The organism is Scytonema hankhaensis NUACC26 (assembly GCF_045865695.1).
Taxonomy (GTDB): domain Bacteria; phylum Cyanobacteriota; class Cyanobacteriia; order Cyanobacteriales; family Nostocaceae; genus Scytonema.
In genome coordinates this window covers 116,294-135,105 of record NZ_BAACAP010000254.1, presented here as the reverse complement: position 1 = coordinate 135,105, position 18,812 = coordinate 116,294, and the positions used below count along the sequence as shown (strand labels likewise).

General features: G+C 40.7%; 18 protein-coding genes. 11 read left to right on the top strand and 7 right to left on the bottom strand.

The window, feature by feature from the left end; all coding sequences use genetic code 11:
• The first annotated feature begins 50 nt into the window (after nucleotides 1-50).
• Complete coding sequence (locus ACKTT2_RS50925; protein WP_407900756.1) at nucleotides 51-704, top strand: class I SAM-dependent methyltransferase; 654 nt, start codon at nucleotides 51-53, stop codon at nucleotides 702-704.
• Nucleotides 705-893: 189 nt separating this feature from the next.
• Here the strand turns inward: ACKTT2_RS50925 and ACKTT2_RS50920 are convergent, their stop codons facing one another.
• Nucleotides 894-1,397 (bottom strand): GNAT family N-acetyltransferase, encoded by a 504-nt coding sequence (locus ACKTT2_RS50920; RefSeq protein ID WP_407900755.1) that lies wholly within the window; start codon nucleotides 1,395-1,397, stop codon nucleotides 894-896.
• 339 nt (nucleotides 1,398-1,736) lie between these two features.
• On the opposite strand from ACKTT2_RS50920, the gene ACKTT2_RS50915 reads away from it, so the two are divergent.
• The 7 genes from ACKTT2_RS50915 to ACKTT2_RS50885 all read left to right on the top strand — a co-directional run bounded on the left by ACKTT2_RS50915 (nucleotide 1,737) and on the right by ACKTT2_RS50885 (nucleotide 7,308).
• Nucleotides 1,737-2,588: an ATP-binding cassette domain-containing protein gene (locus tag ACKTT2_RS50915; RefSeq protein WP_407900754.1), complete on the top strand. Its 852-nt coding sequence runs from the start codon at nucleotides 1,737-1,739 to the stop codon at nucleotides 2,586-2,588.
• Complete coding sequence (locus ACKTT2_RS50910) at nucleotides 2,545-3,399, top strand: ABC transporter permease (protein WP_407900753.1); 855 nt, start codon at nucleotides 2,545-2,547, stop codon at nucleotides 3,397-3,399. The genes ACKTT2_RS50915 and ACKTT2_RS50910 overlap by 44 nt, the downstream gene beginning before the upstream one ends.
• Before the next feature lie 153 nt (nucleotides 3,400-3,552).
• Nucleotides 3,553-4,194: an IS607 family transposase gene (locus ACKTT2_RS50905; protein WP_407900752.1), complete on the top strand. Its 642-nt coding sequence runs from the start codon at nucleotides 3,553-3,555 to the stop codon at nucleotides 4,192-4,194.
• Nucleotides 4,187-5,449: a zinc ribbon domain-containing protein gene (locus ACKTT2_RS50900; protein ID WP_407900751.1), complete on the top strand. Its 1,263-nt coding sequence runs from the start codon at nucleotides 4,187-4,189 to the stop codon at nucleotides 5,447-5,449. Before ACKTT2_RS50905 ends, ACKTT2_RS50900 begins: the two co-directional genes overlap by 8 nt.
• Before the next feature lie 86 nt (nucleotides 5,450-5,535).
• A complete protein-coding gene (locus ACKTT2_RS50895; RefSeq protein WP_407900750.1) occupies nucleotides 5,536-6,054 on the top strand; it encodes a MarR family winged helix-turn-helix transcriptional regulator in 519 nt (172 codons plus the stop codon).
• Nucleotides 6,055-6,179: 125 nt separating this feature from the next.
• Nucleotides 6,180-6,962 (top strand): ABC transporter permease, encoded by a 783-nt coding sequence (locus ACKTT2_RS50890; protein WP_407900820.1) that lies wholly within the window; start codon nucleotides 6,180-6,182, stop codon nucleotides 6,960-6,962.
• Between the two features lie 103 nt (nucleotides 6,963-7,065).
• Nucleotides 7,066-7,308, top strand: a complete 243-nt coding sequence (locus ACKTT2_RS50885) for a type II toxin-antitoxin system HicB family antitoxin (protein WP_407900749.1) — start codon at nucleotides 7,066-7,068, stop codon at nucleotides 7,306-7,308.
• A 239-nt stretch (nucleotides 7,309-7,547) separates the two neighbouring features.
• Here ACKTT2_RS50885 and ACKTT2_RS50880 read toward each other — a convergent pair whose 3' ends face one another.
• Nucleotides 7,548-8,759: a fasciclin domain-containing protein gene (locus ACKTT2_RS50880; protein ID WP_407900748.1), complete on the bottom strand. Its 1,212-nt coding sequence runs from the start codon at nucleotides 8,757-8,759 to the stop codon at nucleotides 7,548-7,550.
• 159 nt (nucleotides 8,760-8,918) lie between these two features.
• Nucleotides 8,919-9,059: a hypothetical protein gene (locus ACKTT2_RS50875; RefSeq protein ID WP_407900747.1), complete on the bottom strand. Its 141-nt coding sequence runs from the start codon at nucleotides 9,057-9,059 to the stop codon at nucleotides 8,919-8,921.
• Between the two features lie 45 nt (nucleotides 9,060-9,104).
• Between ACKTT2_RS50875 and ACKTT2_RS50870 the strand changes: the two genes are divergently transcribed.
• A complete protein-coding gene (locus tag ACKTT2_RS50870; protein ID WP_407900746.1) occupies nucleotides 9,105-10,298 on the top strand; it encodes a DNA topoisomerase IB in 1,194 nt (397 codons plus the stop codon).
• Here ACKTT2_RS50870 and ACKTT2_RS50865 read toward each other — a convergent pair.
• The 3 genes from ACKTT2_RS50865 to ACKTT2_RS50855 form a co-directional block, all read right to left on the bottom strand.
• Nucleotides 10,280-13,021: an ATP-binding protein gene (locus ACKTT2_RS50865; RefSeq protein WP_407900745.1), complete on the bottom strand. Its 2,742-nt coding sequence runs from the start codon at nucleotides 13,019-13,021 to the stop codon at nucleotides 10,280-10,282. The genes ACKTT2_RS50870 and ACKTT2_RS50865 overlap by 19 nt on opposite strands.
• A gap of 197 nt (nucleotides 13,022-13,218) precedes the next feature.
• A complete protein-coding gene (locus ACKTT2_RS50860) occupies nucleotides 13,219-14,250 on the bottom strand; it encodes a YihY/virulence factor BrkB family protein (RefSeq protein WP_407900744.1) in 1,032 nt (343 codons plus the stop codon).
• A gap of 115 nt (nucleotides 14,251-14,365) precedes the next feature.
• Nucleotides 14,366-15,523 carry an alpha-hydroxy acid oxidase gene (locus ACKTT2_RS50855; protein WP_407900743.1) on the bottom strand — a complete coding sequence of 386 codons (1,158 nt, stop codon included), beginning with the start codon at nucleotides 15,521-15,523 and terminating at the stop codon, nucleotides 14,366-14,368.
• A 409-nt stretch (nucleotides 15,524-15,932) separates the two neighbouring features.
• Between ACKTT2_RS50855 and mnmH the strand changes: the two genes are divergently transcribed.
• Nucleotides 15,933-17,015, top strand: coding sequence for a tRNA 2-selenouridine(34) synthase MnmH (gene mnmH / locus ACKTT2_RS50850; RefSeq protein WP_407900742.1), 1,083 nt, complete (start codon nucleotides 15,933-15,935; stop codon nucleotides 17,013-17,015).
• Between the two features lie 15 nt (nucleotides 17,016-17,030).
• Here the strand turns inward: mnmH and ACKTT2_RS50845 are convergent, their stop codons facing one another.
• The gene (locus ACKTT2_RS50845; RefSeq protein WP_407900741.1) at nucleotides 17,031-17,873 is read right to left on the bottom strand and encodes a prohibitin family protein; all 843 of its coding nucleotides are present in this window, start codon (nucleotides 17,871-17,873) and stop codon (nucleotides 17,031-17,033) included.
• A gap of 166 nt (nucleotides 17,874-18,039) precedes the next feature.
• On the opposite strand from ACKTT2_RS50845, the gene nfi reads away from it, so the two are divergent.
• Nucleotides 18,040-18,702 carry a deoxyribonuclease V gene (nfi, locus tag ACKTT2_RS50840; RefSeq protein WP_407900740.1) on the top strand — a complete coding sequence of 221 codons (663 nt, stop codon included), beginning with the start codon at nucleotides 18,040-18,042 and terminating at the stop codon, nucleotides 18,700-18,702.
• Nucleotides 18,703-18,812: the final 110 nt, after the last annotated feature.

Sequence of the window (18,812 nt, the reverse complement as noted above, 5' to 3'; positions counted from 1 at the left end):
GAAATTCCAGTACAATAAAGTAACAGTGTTGTTACAACAACTATTAACAAGTGATTAAAGTACTTCAAAACCAACAAGAAATTCAGGTAGCTAGCCAAGAGATTCAGCAAAAAGGTTTACCACAGCATTTTGATGTTTATAAAAACTGGGATCATTTACTTATTTCTGAAGTTATTGCTAATAAAGATAGACAGTCTCTCATCATTGATTTAGGATGTGGAGAATGCTGCACGCTCAATTTTCTTTCGGCTCTAGGTTTCCAAAATCTTTACGGAATTGATTTAAAAATTCTTCCCGATAGAAAGAGTACAGCCTATACTCTATACGAAGGAGATATTATCAAAACTCCATTTAATAGTAATTCATGCGATATTACAATTGCACTTTCTACAATCGAGCATGGTGTAAATTTACCTGCATTTTTTGCCGAGGTTTCGAGGTTATTGAAAGTAGATAGCTTACTATTTATCACAACCGATTATTGGGAAGAAAATATTGAAATTGATAAGTTTATCAAACCGTTCGGTCTAGATTGGAAGATTTTTTCTAGAAAAGAAATAGAAGAATTAATTATTTTAGCTAAAGCACATAATTTAGTTTTAGAAGGAAATACAAATATTCCAGTCTGCTTAGATAAGCCGATTCATTGGTATTATGATTACACATTTATAGCTTTAGTTTTTAAGAAAGTACACCATAGCTAAAGATGTAGCAATTGAAACCATTGCTCGTTGGAGTGGATTATTTTTTAGAAGTGGTGGTGGGAATGCCCATCCTAGTTGTATTTCACAAATCAAATAGGAGTCTTACATACAGGCATGTTTATAAAATTCTATCTCAAAAAGATTTTTTGCCAAGGTAGTATGAAGAGCATGATGATGATTTTTATCGCCTTATTTAATCTGTAAAGACATAGATTCCATATCAAAATACTGATTGTTACACTTATAAGCCATTTTCTCTCTTCCATATATTTGAAAGCCAAATGATAAATAAAGTTGTTTTGCTGAGATATTATTTGTAACCACGTCAAGTAATAATATTTCTATCCCATTCATAGCCTTGGCTCTTTCAATCAATTCATTCAGGAGTAATTTACCTATACCTTTTCCTCTATATTCTTGTCGAACATATAGAGAGCGAATATATGCTTTATGCCTAACTTTTATTCTTGATTCTTGATAAATTCCAACGATTCCAATTAATTCTTCATCCTCAGAGCAACCTAAGATAAAGCTATTGTCATCTACTGGGATTCTCTCCTTAAAGTTATCTATTGTCATCATGACTTCTTCATGATACATTGTGCCAAAGGAATCTGGATTGTTATATAAAGCGTCTAATCTGATATTCCTATAATCTTCTGCATCATGTTTTGTTAATTTTCTAATTTTCATTGGACTAAATAAGTAAGTCAGCACAATTAAAGTTAACTCGTGAGGAGCGTTATTAATCGTTTGTCATTCGTTCTTGGTAAGGATTTTATATATTCACATTTTGTAACATAATTCGGTTTATTTGCGCCTAGCTACTTAGGGTTCGCTATTGGTGGGCAGTGCCCACCCTACAATCGGTAATTTTAGAGCGGAAAGGGAATAATTCTTGTGGGGTAGGCGTCCTCGCCTGCCCTATTCTGAATATTCAACGCATAATTTTACCGAACACAACTTTTTGTTGAACAAAAAATATGTAATACTAATTGTTAGATAAACTAACTAAAATAGGAAATCTCATTTGTGGCTGAACTGATAGGGAGAACAGAGCGATGGCAACCGTCTCTAACCGAGCAAAACATAGCTTTAGAAGTCTGTGCTTTGACACGCAAGTTTGGGAAGTTTATCGCAGTCGATCGCTTGAGCTTTACTGTTGAAGCAGGTGAGGTGTTTGGGCTGCTAGGACCGAATGGTGCGGGAAAGAGTACGGTGATTAAGATGCTGACAACTTTACTACCCCCAACATCGGGACAAGCTGCGATCGCAGGATTTGATGTAGCTCGACAAGCACCATTAGTGAGGCGTGTCATTGGTTACGTTCCTCAAGCCCTTTCTGCTGATGGTAGTTTAACGGGTTATGAAAACTTATTGATTTTTGCCAAGTTGTATGACATTCCCCGAAGCAAAAGGGAGTATTTCATCAAAGACGTACTGACGTTTATGGGTTTGCAAGATGTAGCCCACAGACTTGTCAGAAATTATTCTGGAGGAATGATTCGCAAGCTAGAGATTGCTCAGTCCATTCTGCATCAACCTCAAGTTTTATTTCTTGACGAACCAACAGTAGGATTAGACCCCATAGCCCGGAGTCAAGTTTGGGAACTCGTTCAAGAACTCCAAGAAAATTACGGTACGACTGTACTTTTAACCACCCATTTTTTAGAAGAAGCCGATAATTTGTGCGATCGCGTAGCCATAATGCATCAAGGGCAGATAGTTGTGAGGGGTACGCCAACAGACCTAAAAGCTGCTTTAAACAAGAGCAATGCAACTTTAGATGACGTGTTTATTTACCACACAGGCGATCGACTAACATCAGGAGGAAGCTACCATGAGACATCAAAAATTAGACGGACTGCCCGCCGATTGGGCTAATCGAAAATATACTCATTCGGGAAATTTTCTGGCAGCAACTTTAGAACTCATCGACAAAACAATCATTCTTGTTGAGCTAGAAGTCCGCAAGCTAATACACGATCCTACCGACATATTTTTACGAACAGCACAACCAACTTTGTGGCTTTTAATTTTTGGGCAAGTATTTAACCGTCTTCGTGCCATTCCTACTGGTGGTTTACCATACCTAGACTTTATGACTGCCGGGATACTAGCACAGAGCGTATTATTCATGGCAATTTTTACAGGTGGAATGGCAATAATTTGGGAGAGAGACTTAGGGGTAGTTCACAAATTCCTCGCTAGTCCAACTCCCCGCGTAGCCTTGGTACTGGGAAAAGCATTATCCTGTGGAGTGCGAAGCATCCCTCAAGCCATCATTATTTACGGGCTAGCATCCCTACTTGGTGTCCAATTGAATTTTCATCCCCTTTATCTATTAGAAGTTATACTCATTGTCGTTTTGGGGGCAATGTGTTTCTCAAACTTGTCCATAATAATTGCTTGTCTAGTAAAATCGCGAGAACGTTTTACAGGTATCGGTCAGTTAATAACCATGCCATTATTTTTTGCTAGCAATGCCATTTACCCGATTTCACTTATGCCAAAATGGTTACAACTCATATCATTCCTTAATCCGTTAACCTATCAAGTTGATGCGTTAAGAGGTGCAATGCTGCTAAACGGTACGAGCGCATACGGATACGCATTAGATTTTGGTGTTCTGTTATTTGCGGCTGTTGTCTTGACTGTTATTGCCGGACGACTGTATCCACAGGTAGTAGTTTGAAAGAACCACCTCGTCCTGGAGTTTCATATAACTTTAGGTGAGGTGTGGGAAGTCTCCCGTTAAGAAAAGGTTATTGCTAGAGTGGAGGTAATTAACTAGTTAGGATTTTGCTAATATTTGCTCACTTTCCTTAAAGTATGCTAACATGAAGGGATGCCATACATACCACTCAGAAAAGCGGTCGAATTTCTGGGATTGCACCCTAATACTTTGAGGAAGTACGCAGATGAAGGCAAAATCAAAAGCATCAAAAACTCGGCAGGACAAAGACTCTACGACGTTGAAAGCTACACCCGTGGCGATTCAACTCGAACTACACGCCACTCTCCTCAACGCGGGGAACCCGCGCACGGAGGTGGCTCCACTATTTGCTACTGCCGAGTCTCTTCTTCAAAACAACGAGACGATCTTGAAAGACAAGTCGTGTATATGCAATCCCTCTACCCAACAGCAGAAATTATCAGAGACATTGGGTCAGGTATCAACTTTAAGCGCAAAGGTTTGCAGTCCTTATTGGAACGCCTTATGCGTGGAGATAAGTTCACACTTGTCGTTGCCTGTAGTGACAGGCTTGCAAGGTTTGGATTTGAGCTTTTTCAGTTCATGGTCGAGCAAAACGGTGGACAAATCGTGGTTCTCGACCAAACTCTACACTGCCCCGAATCAGAGCTTACCCAAGATTTACTCTCAATCCTTCACGTCTTCAGTTGTAGAATGCACGGACTTAGAAAGTATTCCAAAAAAATCAAGGAAGATTTATCTAAGACTAACCTCGGAACAAAAGATATTGATTAAACAATGGTTTGGTGTTAGCCGTTTCGTTTACAATCAAGCGCTTGAGTTATTAAGAGATGGCGTTATCAAAGCTAATTGGAAAGCAATAAAAGGAGGGATTTTAAATAATTTACCTGACTGGTGTAAAGATACGCCTTATCAAATTAAATCAATAGCTATCAAGGATGCTTGTAAAGCGGTAAGCAATACCAAGCTTAAATATAAAAACACGGGGATTGTTTCCTCATTTAAGTTTAAGTCTAGAAAAGCTCAGAAACAATCGTGCTATATTCCAAAATCTGCTGTCACAGAGAAAGGAATTTATCACACAATTTTAGGGGGGATTAAGTATACCGAATCTCTTCCTAAAGAGTTTGGTGATTGTCGTTTAGTATGCGCTGATGGTGACTACTATCTGACTCTTCCCTTTCGGGTATGTGCAAGGCACACGCTAAGCGCAAAGCGCATGCTCCGCGAACGCGAACGCCAGTCCCCTACGAAAGGAGACCTTTCTACAGGGCTGGACTCACCAGAAGAAAGTCTACAACTAGAAACCGAGAACCAAGGGAGCGAGTTGCGTGCGGAGAGCAGTGCGGTCTTGGGCTTTGCCCAAGAGGAGCAACTGCGGAGGGTTCCCCCCGTTGAGCAAACTGGCGGACGTGTTGTAGCTTTAGACCCAGGTATCCGAACATTTTTGACATTTTACTCCGAGTCTTCATTTGGTTGGTTAGGTAAAAACGCTAATATCAAAATTCAAAAACTTTGCTTTAAGTTAGATGGATTGTGTAGCGCTATTTCTAAATCTACCGGACAACTAAAAAGAAGCTTAAAAAAAGCGGCTAACCGTATGAGAGCCAAGATAAAAAACTTAGTGTCTGAACTCCAGAAAAAATCAGCTAAGTTCTTGGTTGACAACTTTGATGTAATTTTACTTCCAACTTTTGAAACATCTCAAATGTCAAAGAAAGGAAAACGTAGAATCAGATCGAAGTCTGTACGCCAAATGTTAACACTATCTCACTACCAGTTCAAACAATTTATTAAGCATAAAGCATTTGAACAGAACAAGATAGTGTTAGATGTAAATGAAGCGTACACATCAAAAACAGTTAGTTGGACTGGTGAAATAGTAAAAATTGGTAGATCTAAAATCATTAAATCCCCATCCACAGGTCACATCATGGACAGAGATTTAAATGGTGCGCGAGGGATTTTCCTTCGTGCATTGGTTGATACGCCCTGGCTAAGAGAAAATCTTAGCTTGAGTATTTGTTAACGTGTGTTGGGAATCGTTAGCGAAAAAGTATCGGTACAAATATAAATGATGATATATTGATGCGCTAGGGAAAATTAGTAATTCAGATGGGTTTAAAGAAAACTGCTCAAAAAACAACTTCTCAAAAAACAACTTCTCAAGAATGTGCTGCTAAGGTAATGGAGACAATTCCATTAGTGATGAGAGCAATTCGAGCGGATATGCGTGCTCAAGGCTCTACAACATTATCCGTTCCTCAATTTCGGACGCTAGCATTTCTCGATCGCAACCCCGGTGCTTCGCTTTCCGATTTAGCCGAACACTTAGGAGTCACTCGCGCTACAGCATCAGCAACCGTAGAACGGCTCGTACAACGTGCTTACGTACATCGTAACGACCATCCTCAAGAACGACGACGGATTGTGCTGAAGCTCACTGAAGCAGGAAACCATCACCTTCAACAAGCCCGCGAACAAACTCGCACTCATATTGCCGATCTCCTCAAACATCTTTCGGAAAAACAAATTCTGCAAATAGAAGAAGGACTGATTTTATTGAAAGAAGTTTTTGAGGAAGCTTTCCAAGAAAGAGAGCCTGACGATCCAAACTTACCTCATATTTTATAATATGTTAGTCATTCACGGAAAATCCCACAACTAAATACAAAAATATCTCTTTCCTAGTCCCCAATCGCCAATCACCATTACCCCTTATCCCCAGAGGGGACCCCGAGTTCCCCATTTTCTAGATGATAAACAAATACCTAAGAGTACTAACATTATTTTGGAGTGCTGCTATAGCAGCTGAATTAGAGTACCGCATTAACTTCCTCTTAGCAGCGCTGAGTAGCTTAGGTAACATGGTGGGTAGTCTCTTCGGACTGTTTCTATTTTATAGAAATGGCTACCGCTTTGCTGGTTGGTCTTGGGAAGCCGCTTTACTAGTCTTAGGAATTTTTACTTTACTCCAAGGCTTTTCAGCAACCTTTCTCGCTCCAAATTTGAACAGAATTGTCCGCCACGTACAAGAAGGAACGCTAGATTTTGTACTGCTAAAACCGATTCGCAGTCAATTCTGGCTTTCCACTCACACCGTATCCCCTTGGGGATTGCCAGATGTTATTTTTGGCAGCATCATCATTGGTTATGCCGGACAACAACTCGGTTTGGGAATAAACGATTATCTTAAGAGCGCAATTCCCCTATTCTCTGGTTTTGTTATTCTTTATAGTCTGTGGTTTATGCTAGGGGCAACTAGTATTTGGTTTGTCAAAATTTATAACGTTACTGAGGTCTTGAGAGGTTTGCTAGAAGCTGGTAGATATCCAATGGTAGCCTATCCTACAGCTTTTCGCTTTTTCTTTACCTTTGTAGTTCCAGTTGCTTTTTTAACAACCATACCAGCAGAAGCTATGCTTGGAAGAAGCCAAATATCTGGCATGCTTGCAGCAGGAGTCTTGGCACTCGTACTGTTTTTTATCTCCACAAGGTTCTGGCGGTTCGCACTACGGTTTTACACTAGTGCTTCAAGTTGAGATAAAATAAGACTCATAACTTTCTGACCCCGTTGATAATACTTGCGTTTATTGGGACTAATTTCAATAATTTAATGAACCTTTTGTCTTTTTAAGATGACTTATGGAGTTGAAGCAGAACATTAGAGCAATCATTCATCCAGGTGAACAGCACGGATACATAGCAGAATGTCTAGAAGTCTCCGTTGTAACTCAGGGAGATACTCTGGATGAAGTTGTTCAGAATCTTCGTGAGGCAGTCGCTTTGCATTTAGAAGACGAAGATCCAACTCAATTTGGCTTAGTAGATAAACCTTCTCTACTGGTAACTTTTGAGCTATTCCCTTCCCACCGGAAGTTTACCTAAACAGGTAGGGTGGGTGCCCACCATTCGTGCTTTGGTGGGCACCCACCCTACTAAAATCGTTAATTTTAGGGCAAAAAAGGAGTAATACTAATTCTCTCAATTAATGCTACACATTGTTGCCGCATACGCTGAAGCGCAACTACGAATCTTTTTCCATCTGTAGCCTAATTTTGGGAAAATGGTATAAAACCTAACTATGTAGGTCTTACCTGTATATACGCGAATTCCATTCGTCGAGGTTATTTTTTACTCAAATTAATATTAGGTGGAATCAAAACTTGATTGATAGCATGAATAATTCCGTTACTTGCTTGAATATTAGACTGAAGAATTTTTGCATTATTCACTGTCGTTTGATGCGTAAGAGAATTTACTTGAATATTAACAGCTTTGCCTGCAAAAGTTTTTAATTTTCCTTCAGAAAGTTCGCTGACTTGACGTTTCCGAGGAACCACGTGATATGTCAAAACTCGAATAAGAGTTTCTCTATTCTCTGGTTGCTGCAACCACTCTAAAGTACCTTTAGGCAAATTAGCAAACGCCTCATCAGTTGGAGCAAAAATTGTCATAGAATTGTTTGGATGTTGCAGAATGACTGCTAAACCTGCTGTCTTCAACAAAGAGCTTAGAATTGAAAACGAACTATCAGATGCGGTAACAGTCACGACATCATTAGGAGTTTGATTATTTTGGTTGACATCAGCAACTATATAATTGGCAGTCTTAAGATTGCTAGGAAGTGGTTCTACTCGTTCTTGCCAAACTAAGGCTTGGTATAAAAGCGCTGCTGCTGAGGCACGAGTCAGAGGTTCTAGCGGATCGAGTTTCTTAACATTGGGATAGTTAACAACTAAGTTCGCTTGTGTTGCTGCTGCTACAGCATCAGCAGCATAGTTAGGAATGATTGGAGCGTCAGTATAAGATCCATTGAGAATATTAGAAGCAGGTGCAGTTGCTGTCAAACCCAAACCATTTGCCAAAGCAGCAATGGCTTCAAACTTACCAACTTGCTGTTTGGGAAGAAACAAGTTGGCTGGATATCCCGGCATAAATCCTGTTTCGTATGCTTCTTTAATTGCAGAAGCAGCCCAGTAATTGGGAGGAACATCTTTAAAACCTCCTGCATTTAACTGCCGAACTCGCTTTTGCTCGAAAGCTTTTTGAAGCATAACCGCAAATTCCGCACGTTTTACAGGTCGATCGGGTCTAAAAGTCCCATCCGCAAAGCCATCTATAATATTTCTCTCAACTATGGCTTGAATAAATGGACGCGCCCAATAATTGGCTTTAATGTCAGAAAAAGTAGTTTTTGATGTTGAAGTCAGTAGAGTAGGAACAGCATTTTGCGCTGAAATTGGGATCGACATCACAACGGGAGATGCTGTAACAACTGCCATTCCAAAGGCTAATAGTAAACTGCTAGCTGATGAGCAGCGAAACAAACTACACATGTAAAAGAACCTCAGAAAAAAGTAGAGCAATCCTCAAATTGGCTTCTATAGCTAACAGAGCAATGAGTTACACAAATGCATGGTTTAGTATAAAAAAGAATTCATTCGCTCTAGTGTACGTAGTTCATAACGGCTCTTGAAGTGAAGACAATGAGGAAATTAAGATATAACGGTCTTCAATGGCATTAACAAGCAAACAGGATATATTTCTAAATTTTTTGTCTTGGAAGTAGGGACTGGCGATTGGGGACTGGCGATTGGGGACTGGCGATCGCGGACTAGGGACTGGGAAAGAGACATAATTACCATAACTCTACTTTTCTATAGATTTTCATTAGACAGGAATTGGTTAAGTTTAAAAATATACATTTAGTTTGTTGTACGATCGCTCATCCTAAAACAGGTATTTTTTCACGTATGGAATCCGTGCTTCAGAAGGAAGTTATTGAAAATGTTGTTGAAGCAGCGCTTCAAATTGACCCGACTCAATCGGCAAAAATAGTAGGGTTGCGCTACGTTAGCGATGATGTTCCAGGAATTCAGCGTCAACGAGTAGGCGACGAATTTTGTTATATGGACACCAATGGTAATGAAATTTGTGACAAACAGGAGTTAAGCCGCTTTAAATCTCTTGTCATACCCCCGGCTTGGTCTGAAGTTTGGATTTGTCCCTTATCTAACGGGCATTTACAAGCGACAGGACGCGATGCAAAAGGACGAAAGCAGTACCGATATCATAAAAATTGGCGACAAACGCGCAGTCAAACGAAGTTTAATCGCACGATTGTTTTTGGAGAATCTTTGCCCAAGATCCGCAAGCGGGTTGATGAGGATATGAGGCTTAAGGGTATTCCACGACAAAAGGTATTGGCAACGGTTGTAAAACTTTTAGAAGTTACAAGAATTCGTGTTGGGAATGAGGAGTATGCTCAAACGAATAAATCTTTTGGCTTAACAACAATGCGCGATCGCCATGTCGATATTTCTGGTTCGACAATCCGATTTAAATTCCGAGGAAAAAGCGGTGTGGAACATGATATTGAATTGAGCGATCGCCGTTTAGCAAAAATCGTTAAAAGCTGCCAAGATATTCCCGGACAAGAATTGTTTCAGTACTTAGACGAAGAAGGACACCGCCAACCCATTGACTCTAGCGATATCAACGACTATCTCCGTGAAGTCACTGGTTTAGAGTTTACCGCCAAAGATTTTCGGACTTGGGCTGGTACTGTTTTAGCAGCTCAGGAGTTTTACAATATGGGGCAAGTCACATCACAAACACAAGCTAAGAAGAATGTGACTCAAGGCATCAAAAATGTAGCAGAACATCTTGGCAATCGTCCCGCAACCTGTCGTAAATATTACGTTCATCCTGTAGTCATTGATGCTTATATGGACAATTCCTTATTCCCATTTTTAGAAAATGCATCAACAGAGTACAACTCAGATTCACCCCATTCTTTACGACCAGAAGAGGTAGGAGTCCTGAAACTGTTAGAACATAATTTGTTGCAGGAAAATCAAGAGGAATCTGAATAAGTTAATTTTACGATCGCTCGAACAAGTTCTTCTGGATCGACAGGTTTAGAAATGTGTTGTTGAAATCCAGCCGCGAGAGCTTGCTGTTGGTTCATTTCGCCTGCATAAGCAGTCAGGGCAATTGCCGGGATTTGCCCTCCCTGCTGTGGGGGTCGATTTCTCACTTGACGTATAAGCATATAACCATCAACCTGTGGCATCCCAATATCACTTACCAAAATATTTACCATTAGATCGTCAAGTGCCAACAATGCCTCTGCTGCTGATGCGACAACTTTCACCTCTGCCCCAGCCTGTGTAAGAATTTCACGTACCAACTCTCGCATATCAGCTTCATCGTCTACTACTAGAATGTGCAAACCAGATAAAGTTGTTAGTTGTGAGCGAACTGATTTTTCCCCACTCTCTACTCCCCACTCCCTACTCCCTACTAAAAGAGGTAATCTGACTGTGAAAGTTGCTCCAAGATCTTCTCCTGGACTTTCTGCAAAAACTGTGCCACCATGCAATTCTGTTAGATGCCGAACAATGGCTAATCCCAATCCCAGCCCACCAAATTTCCGTGTTGTTGTACTATCTTCCTGTAAAAAGTATTCAAATACGTGAGGGAGAAATTGCGGGTTGATGCCTTTACCCGTGTCTTTCACTTGAATCTGAGCGTAAGTATCAACTTTTTCTAACCGAACTTCTACTTTTCCTCCAGACGGAGTAAATTTAATTGCATTAGATAGCAAGTTCCAAACTATTTGCTGCAAGCGACTTGAATTGCCTGAGACTTTCCCTAATTCAGAGTTTAGTGTAGTTTGAATCTCAATACCTTTTGCTTCGGCTGATAACCGGACAGTTTCTAATGCACCTTGAATAACTGTGACTAAATCAACCGGACTTGCATTTAAAACCAGTTTGCCTCGTAAAATACGCGAAACATCTAACAAGTCTTCTATCAGTTGAGTTTGTAATTTGGCATTCCGCTCAATAGTTTCCAATGCCCGATTTGTTGCTTGTTCGTCAAACTTGCGCGATCGCAATAGTTTTGTCCATCCTAAAATTGGGTTGAGGGGCGAGCGCAATTCATGAGACAAAACTGCCAAAAACTCATCTTTGATACGATTTGCTCTTTCTGCTTCCTCCCGTGCTGCTCGTTCCATTTCTAGCAGTTGCTCTTTTTGTTGTTCTGCTAGCTTGCGCTCGGTAGTATCAAAGGCAACACCTGCCATGTGAACGGGTTTACCTTCTCGATCGCGATAAACACGACCAATAGAGCGAATCCAACGCAAAGCTCCGTCTTTGCGTTGGATTCGCGTCTCAACATCGTAATCTTCATCTTCAGCAAGCGAGCGCTCTACTGCTATATTAATTTGCGATCGATCTTCAGGATGAATGGCATTAATAAAGTCTGTATAATTTGTTTCCGCATCCGATGCTAATCCTGCCATAATTTTGCATCTGTCTGACCACAGAATTTTACCAGAGGTAACGTCAAAATCCCAAGTTCCTATTTCACCACCTTCGATGGCAAGCCGCAAGCGTACTTCACTTGCTTTTAAAGCTGCTTCTGTTTTGAGATTAACTTCAAACAGTGTTTGCAATTCATAAATCCGATGCTGCAAATCTTGATTGAGTTTGACGATCGCTTGCTCTCGTATTTCGAGCGTTTCTGCCATTTCATCAAAAGCACGAGCAAGTTGACCGAGTTCTCCTAAATCGCGAGCAATATGAGTTCGTGCGCTCATTTTACCTTGACGAAGTTGCTCGGTTGTCTGGACAAGTGACTTAATTTTGCGGATGAGAAAGACATCTCCTCCAACCCAAGCAGCAACTAGAGCAAGAATCGTCACAGCTGCCAAGCTAACTACGTTAAGGGCTAAAAGTCGATCTGCTTCCGCAAAGGCAACAGCTTTGGGAATGCCAATCCTAATAAATATATCTGGGCTAGCAGAAGTACTCTTGACAGAAGTGAAGGCATAAAGTCGCTCAATGCCATCAAGTCCTCGCGCTTCTGTTGTGCCTTCTTTTTGTTTTAAAACAAGTTCGATAGTTTTATGCTCGGAAGGCAGCCCAACGAAATTTTGCGGATTGGGATAGCGTACTAATACAGTACCATTGCGATCGCTTACAGTTAAGACCGATCCTTTTGGTAACTCTGCTTCCACTGCCAATTTATTTATCCAAGGGAGATCTACAGCTGCAAAGACTACAGCTTTAACTTTTCCTGCTTTGTCTAAAACCGGATAACTAAAGTTGATGGATGCCTTCTTTGTCGCTCGACCGATTTGATATTCCCCAACAGCAAAATTACGAGTGTCACGAGCGATACGAAAGTAAGAGCGATCTACAGCGCTTACAGATTCCTTTGCTATGGGAGCACTACAAATGACATTACCATTAATATCAAGCACACCAAAACCTGCATAAGCACGGTACTGCTTGAGTAAGTTAGCTAGTAAGCGATCGCATTCCTCTTTGTTACCATTCCGTACTTCTGGTAATTGAGACAGAGCAATTAGGAGTTGGCGTATACCAACACTTGCTTGTTCCTGGTTAGCTGCAGTGAATTTAGCCAAGCGGAGTAAATTTTCCTTTGCATCGGTGGCTGCACTTCGACGCTGCACGGAACTCGTGTAAAGGATAAGTCCCAATGCTGGAATCACCGCTAGCAACACAAGGAGAATTGAGCGAGTTCGGAGGCTGGATAAAAAAGAAGTATTAAACCGAAAACCCATTTGGCAGTTACCAGTGACCCTTACGGGTTCGCCAGTCGCCTACGGCGTGAGACCCGCCTGCAGCGCTGGACTCACCAGTGACCAGTGACCAAGGAGTGTCTAGGCTTGAAAGTGGGGTATTTGAATTATGAATCAATTTTTTGCTTTTTCTCATAGGTCTACTATAGTTTAAATATTTGCCATCAAGTTTCAAATTTTTAGCGGTCTTTTCTCCTTTTTATACGCTTGGATGGCGTGAGATTTCGCAATAACTTATTGGCTAGTTTGGGTAGCGATTTGCGATCGCTATTTGGTTTTCTAGTGAGTACCCGATCGTTCCCTTCCGGTTTCATTCCTTGCTCGCGACGCGCTCTTTCCGTCAGAGGCATAGCGTGCTTATCTGGAACAATACGGGAACCATATTTTCTAGCATAAACTTGGGTAAATTCAGCACCAAAAAAGAGAATTTGAGCTGCATAGTTAACCCAAGCTAAAATAACAACCAATGAACCAGCAGCACCATAAGTCGAGCCAAAACTACCGTTTCCTAAGTACTGACCTAAAAGATACCTACCAATAGAAAAGAGTAGTGAGGTGAGAGCAGCACCGATTATAACATCATTCCATGTTATTTTAACATCTGGCAGAACTTTAAAAATAAGTCCAAATAATATCGTGGTGACAACAAAACCCAGAACAAAATTAACTATTTGCCAGATAAAATCGATCCCAGGAAGTAAATTACTGAAATAATTTACTATACCTGCTAGAACGGCACTCAAGACTAAGGAAACAAGCAATAAAAATCCGATGGCGATCACCATTGCAAACGATGCAAAGCGCTTGCGAACCATGGTTTTAATAGCACGTCCTGGTTTTGGCTGTACTTCCCAAATAGTGTTGAGGGAATCTTGTAATTCGCTAAATAAACCAGTAGCACCAAATATAAGGACAACGATACTGATAAGAGAAGCGATAGTCCCAGTTTGAGGCTGGCTAGCGTTTTCTATGGCTGTTTGAATAACTTCTGCCCCAGCTTGACCGATTAAACCTTGAAGTTGATTGCTAATCGCTCCTCTGGCTGCTTCTTCGCCAAGGACTACTCCGGCGATGGCAATTACAATAATGAGTAATGGAGCAATGGAAAAAATTGTGTAGTAAGATAGGGCAGCTGCTAATCTAGACGCCTTATCATCACTCCATTCTTTGTATGTTTCTTTAAGCAGCGCCCAAATATCCCGCCAGTTCATCTATTAATCTCCTGAGATGTGATGAAGTGCTTGCCTCCCAAACTAATAGATACCGGATGTTGTATGGCGATCGCATCTTTCTGAAGGAGTTGCTATGAGTTCCTTGAGGTAGAGTTCATTCAGTTGTCGATTTATTCCCAGTCGCTGTCAAAATAGTATTATCTATATCCTCCACACTTGCACAACCACTTAATGCCATAGCGACATCTAATTCATCTTTTAACAAATCGATAACACGAGCAACACCTGCTTCTCCAGCTACCGCTAATCCCCACAAGATAGGACGACCTACAAGCACAGCTTTGGCTCCTAATGCTAGAGCTTTTAAAATATCAGTCCCTCTGCGAATTCCTCCATCAATTAATATTTCAGCACGACCATCCACTGCTTTGACGACTTCTGCTAAAGCATCTAAAGAAGCGATCGCACCATCTAATTGACGCCCGCCGTGGTTGGAAACAACAATTGCCTTCGCTCCATATTCTACTGCACGTGCAGCATCGTCTCCCCGTAAAATTCCTTTGATCGCCAAAGGTAGAGGAGATAAAGACTGCAACCAATCTAAATCTTTCCAAGTGACAGCAGGGTCTAATTGCTGAGCAAAATAAGTAAATAAACCAGACTCTCCTGCTTGATAGGGAATATTCAGCCCAGACATATTAACCAAATTAGCCAATTGCAAACCTTGTGGTAGAACAAACTCATTGTGTCTGTCTCGTTCTCGACGCCCCAGGACAGGCGCATCCACAGTCAAGCAAAGAGCTTTATACCCAGCAGTGTAAGCTCTTTCTACCAAAGCGCGAGTCAGTCCTCTGTCTTTGTGAATGTAAAGTTGGAACCATTGGAGAGCAGGGCGATAAGCCTCTGGCTTAACGTCTGAAGCCGTATCAAAAGAGTGACAACTATCCGCAACTTCCTCTATACTTTTTGTTGAAAGAGTACTTAACACCATGCCAACACCAGAGGAGCGAGCCGCTCTTGCTGTGGCAATTTCTCCTTCAGGACAAGCAAGACATTGAAAAGCCATAGGAGCAATGAGGAGAGGCATGAGTATGGGTTGACCCAAGATTTGAGTTGCGAAATTGCGCTTACTCACATCTACCAAGATTCGCGGACGAAGCTTATATCGTTCAAAAGCCGTCCGGTTATCTCTTAAAGTCACTTCATCCCAAGCACCACTAGCATAATAGTCCAAAGCCATTTGAGATAAGCACTCAACAGCTAACTTTTCATACTCAAATAAATTAAGCGGTTTGGTACTATTTTTATTCATAGCCTGTTTTATCGCGATGCACGGTATCGGGCGGGTTTTCACTTAAATGAAGTAAAGATTTATCTGCGTTCGTCTGCGTTCATCTGCGGTTCCATAACTTTTTTATATATTGTACCCAATTAAAAACCGCTATAATTGAAAACCAAGTTTTAGTAGGGTTTCTGATAGTTTTGAGTCTAGTAATAGCGAAGTTATTAACCAATTACAAAGGTAGTTACAATCTGAGAAAAAAAACAGTCAGAAACCACGGGACATCAAGGGCTTCAGCCTCAAAAGCAAAATACCTAGAGTGGCAATCTGGTACTCTGGGAGATGATTAAAACCGCCTTGGATAGGGCTTCTGCCCGATTAAGCTAAAAAAGCGAGTATCTAGTAGCTCCAAACTTGAATCTCAATTTACAATTGTTGAATGCCACCTTTACCTATATACACCAAACAACCTTGGACAGAAACTTACAGTGAAATCATTGATGTCCGCTCGCCGAGTGAATATACGGAAGACCGCATACCTAATGCGATTAATTTGCCAGTACTAAATGATGCAGAACGCGCTCGAGTAGGAACAGTATACAAACAAGATAATCCCTTCACTGCTCGAAAAATTGGTGCGGCTTTAGTTTCCAAAAATATTTCTCAGCATCTAAGTCAGCATTTTCAAGCAAAAGGAAAAGATTACCATCCCTTAATCTACTGCTGGCGAGGCGGACAGCGTTCCAACAGTATGGCTTTAGTACTCACACAAATTGGTTGGCGCGTTACCCTGATTGAGGGGGGTTACAAAACATACCGCGCTTATGTTCGCGACCAATTAGAAAAATTACCAGAAAAATTTACCTATCGCATCTTGTGTGGTTTAACGGGTAGTGGCAAAACGCATATTTTACGCAAAATGCGCTGTAGTGGGTTTCAAGTTTTAGACTTGGAAGCTTTGGCAAATCACCGAGGTTCCTTACTTGGAGAAGAATGGGATAATCAACCCTCACCTCAACCCTCTCAAAAATATTTTGAATCTTTGCTACTGCAACAACTACAAAGCTTCAACCCTGCGGAAACAGTTTGGGTAGAATCAGAAAGTAACAAAATCGGACAAATTTATTTACCCCTATCCTTATGGAACAAGATGAAACAGGCGAGTTGTGCGGAAATTCAGGTTCCTTTATCCACAAGAATTAGCTATCTCTTGCAAGAATATCCACATCTAACAACACACCCAGATTTTTTAAAAGAAAAACTAGAAAAGCTAAAATCTCGTTATAGCAAAGAAAAAATCCGTGAATGGTATCATTTGATTGATACCCAACAGTGGGAGTCATTTGTAGAAGATATGTTAAAGTTCCACTACGATCCAACTTACTATAAGTCGATGCAATGGAACTTTAATAAAGTAGAGAAAATTCTAAAAATACCAGATTTATCTGATAGTGAAATAGAGAAGTTGCTAAATTCTTTGACACTTCATCTTCCCTCGTTCCCAGGTTATGCCTGGGAATGAAACAGATACAAAACTCTACTCTTTCTTACCTGCTAAACTTTCAGGACTAATATTGATGAGAGGTAAAGTCCCATTACCACTTATCACAGTTGGAAACCGTCCATCCCATTTTTCTATTGCCTGCTTTTGTAACAATTCTGGAGTCAAAGTTTGTCTTTGTAATCTTTGTGCTTCTGCTTGACCCTTAGCACGATTCACATCTGCTTGGGCTTCTTGAGTGGCTTTCTTAGCAATAAATTCTGCTTGTTTAGCTTCTTGTTCGGCTATTTGCTTTGCTTCAATAGCCTTACTAAACTCAGGAGAAAATGCAAAATTTACTAAAGATATGTCATCAACTATCAAACCGTAAGCAGAAAGACGTTCTTTTAGATGATTATCAATTTCTTCTTTCAATTGAGTTCTGATAATAATAATTTCTTCTGCTGTCTTTTTTGATGTTGCTGCTTTCAACACTTCAGAAACCGCAGGAGTGATTATCCCTGTAATAATTTGTTCTTCATCACCAACTTGTTGATAGACTTTATTAACTCGTGTTGGATCGATATGCCAATTCACCGCAAGTTCCGTTGTGACTTTCTGTAGATCTTTGGAAGCAGCATCAGCATGAAAAGTATTTTGCCGAACTCTCACACTCAGCGTTTTAACTGTTGTCACAATTGGCATTATAGGATGAATACCTTCATCTAACACCTGCTCTTGAACTTTACCAAAGTTCATAACAACGCCCCTCTCACCTGCATTTACAATTGTGAAGGGACGGAAAATTATCGCTAGCAGTAAGACAAATACACCTCCTGCTAAGGAAAAACCTAATCTAAAATTATCGCTACTGGAGACTTGTCTGCTAATGTTCTGCATACTGTTAAAAGATTCTAATAAATCAAGCACCTGTAGAGTAGACACAACCGACCCATAAGGTGATTTTGTTATCTGAGTTTACTCAAGGAGTAAAACTCTTTAATATAGATACACGCCGAACCATCGCATTTATGAAATTTAAATTTATAAACTGAAGTTTTAAATTATGAAGATTTCTCAACGTCATCCTTGGCCTACTACAGTAGATGAAGCGATAAAAATACAAGAACAACTCCAGTTAGAAGTGATTACAGAAGATAATCTGAAGCAACCTTTGCAATACGTTGCTGGTGTTGATATGGGTTTTGAAGAAGATGGTGCAATTAGCCGTGCGGCTGTGGCGGTACTGAGTTTTCCCGATTTGCAATTACAGGAGACAAGCATTGCACGCCGTCCTACAACGTTTCCTTATATTCCCGGCTTCCTCTCTTTTCGCGAAATACCCGCCGTTTTAGACGCTTTGGAAAAAATTCAAACAACACCAGATATTATTCTGTGTGATGGACAGGGAATCGCTCATCCTCGTAGGTTTGGGATAGCTTGTCATTTGGGCTTAATTATAGATATACCTACTATTGGTGTCGCAAAATCATTACTCATCGGAAAGCATGAAGACTTACCAGAAACACAAGGAAGTTGGCAACCATTAATACATAAAGGAGATACAGTGGGAGCTGTTTTACGAACTCGTACAGGAGTTAAACCCGTGTATGTTTCTAGCGGTCATAGAGTGAGTTTACCTACAGCAATTGATTATGTGTTGCGTTGTACCACAAAGTATCGTTTGCCAGAAACGACTCGCTTTGCTGATAAACTTTCTAGAGACTAGAAGTTTTAGCGGTGTTTGCCTTGGCATAAGGAGCGAGCGCTACAACCAGCGCTCGCACCCCATACCCGAATTTTGATTTTGTCACCTATTCATTTTTTGGGGTTTCTGAT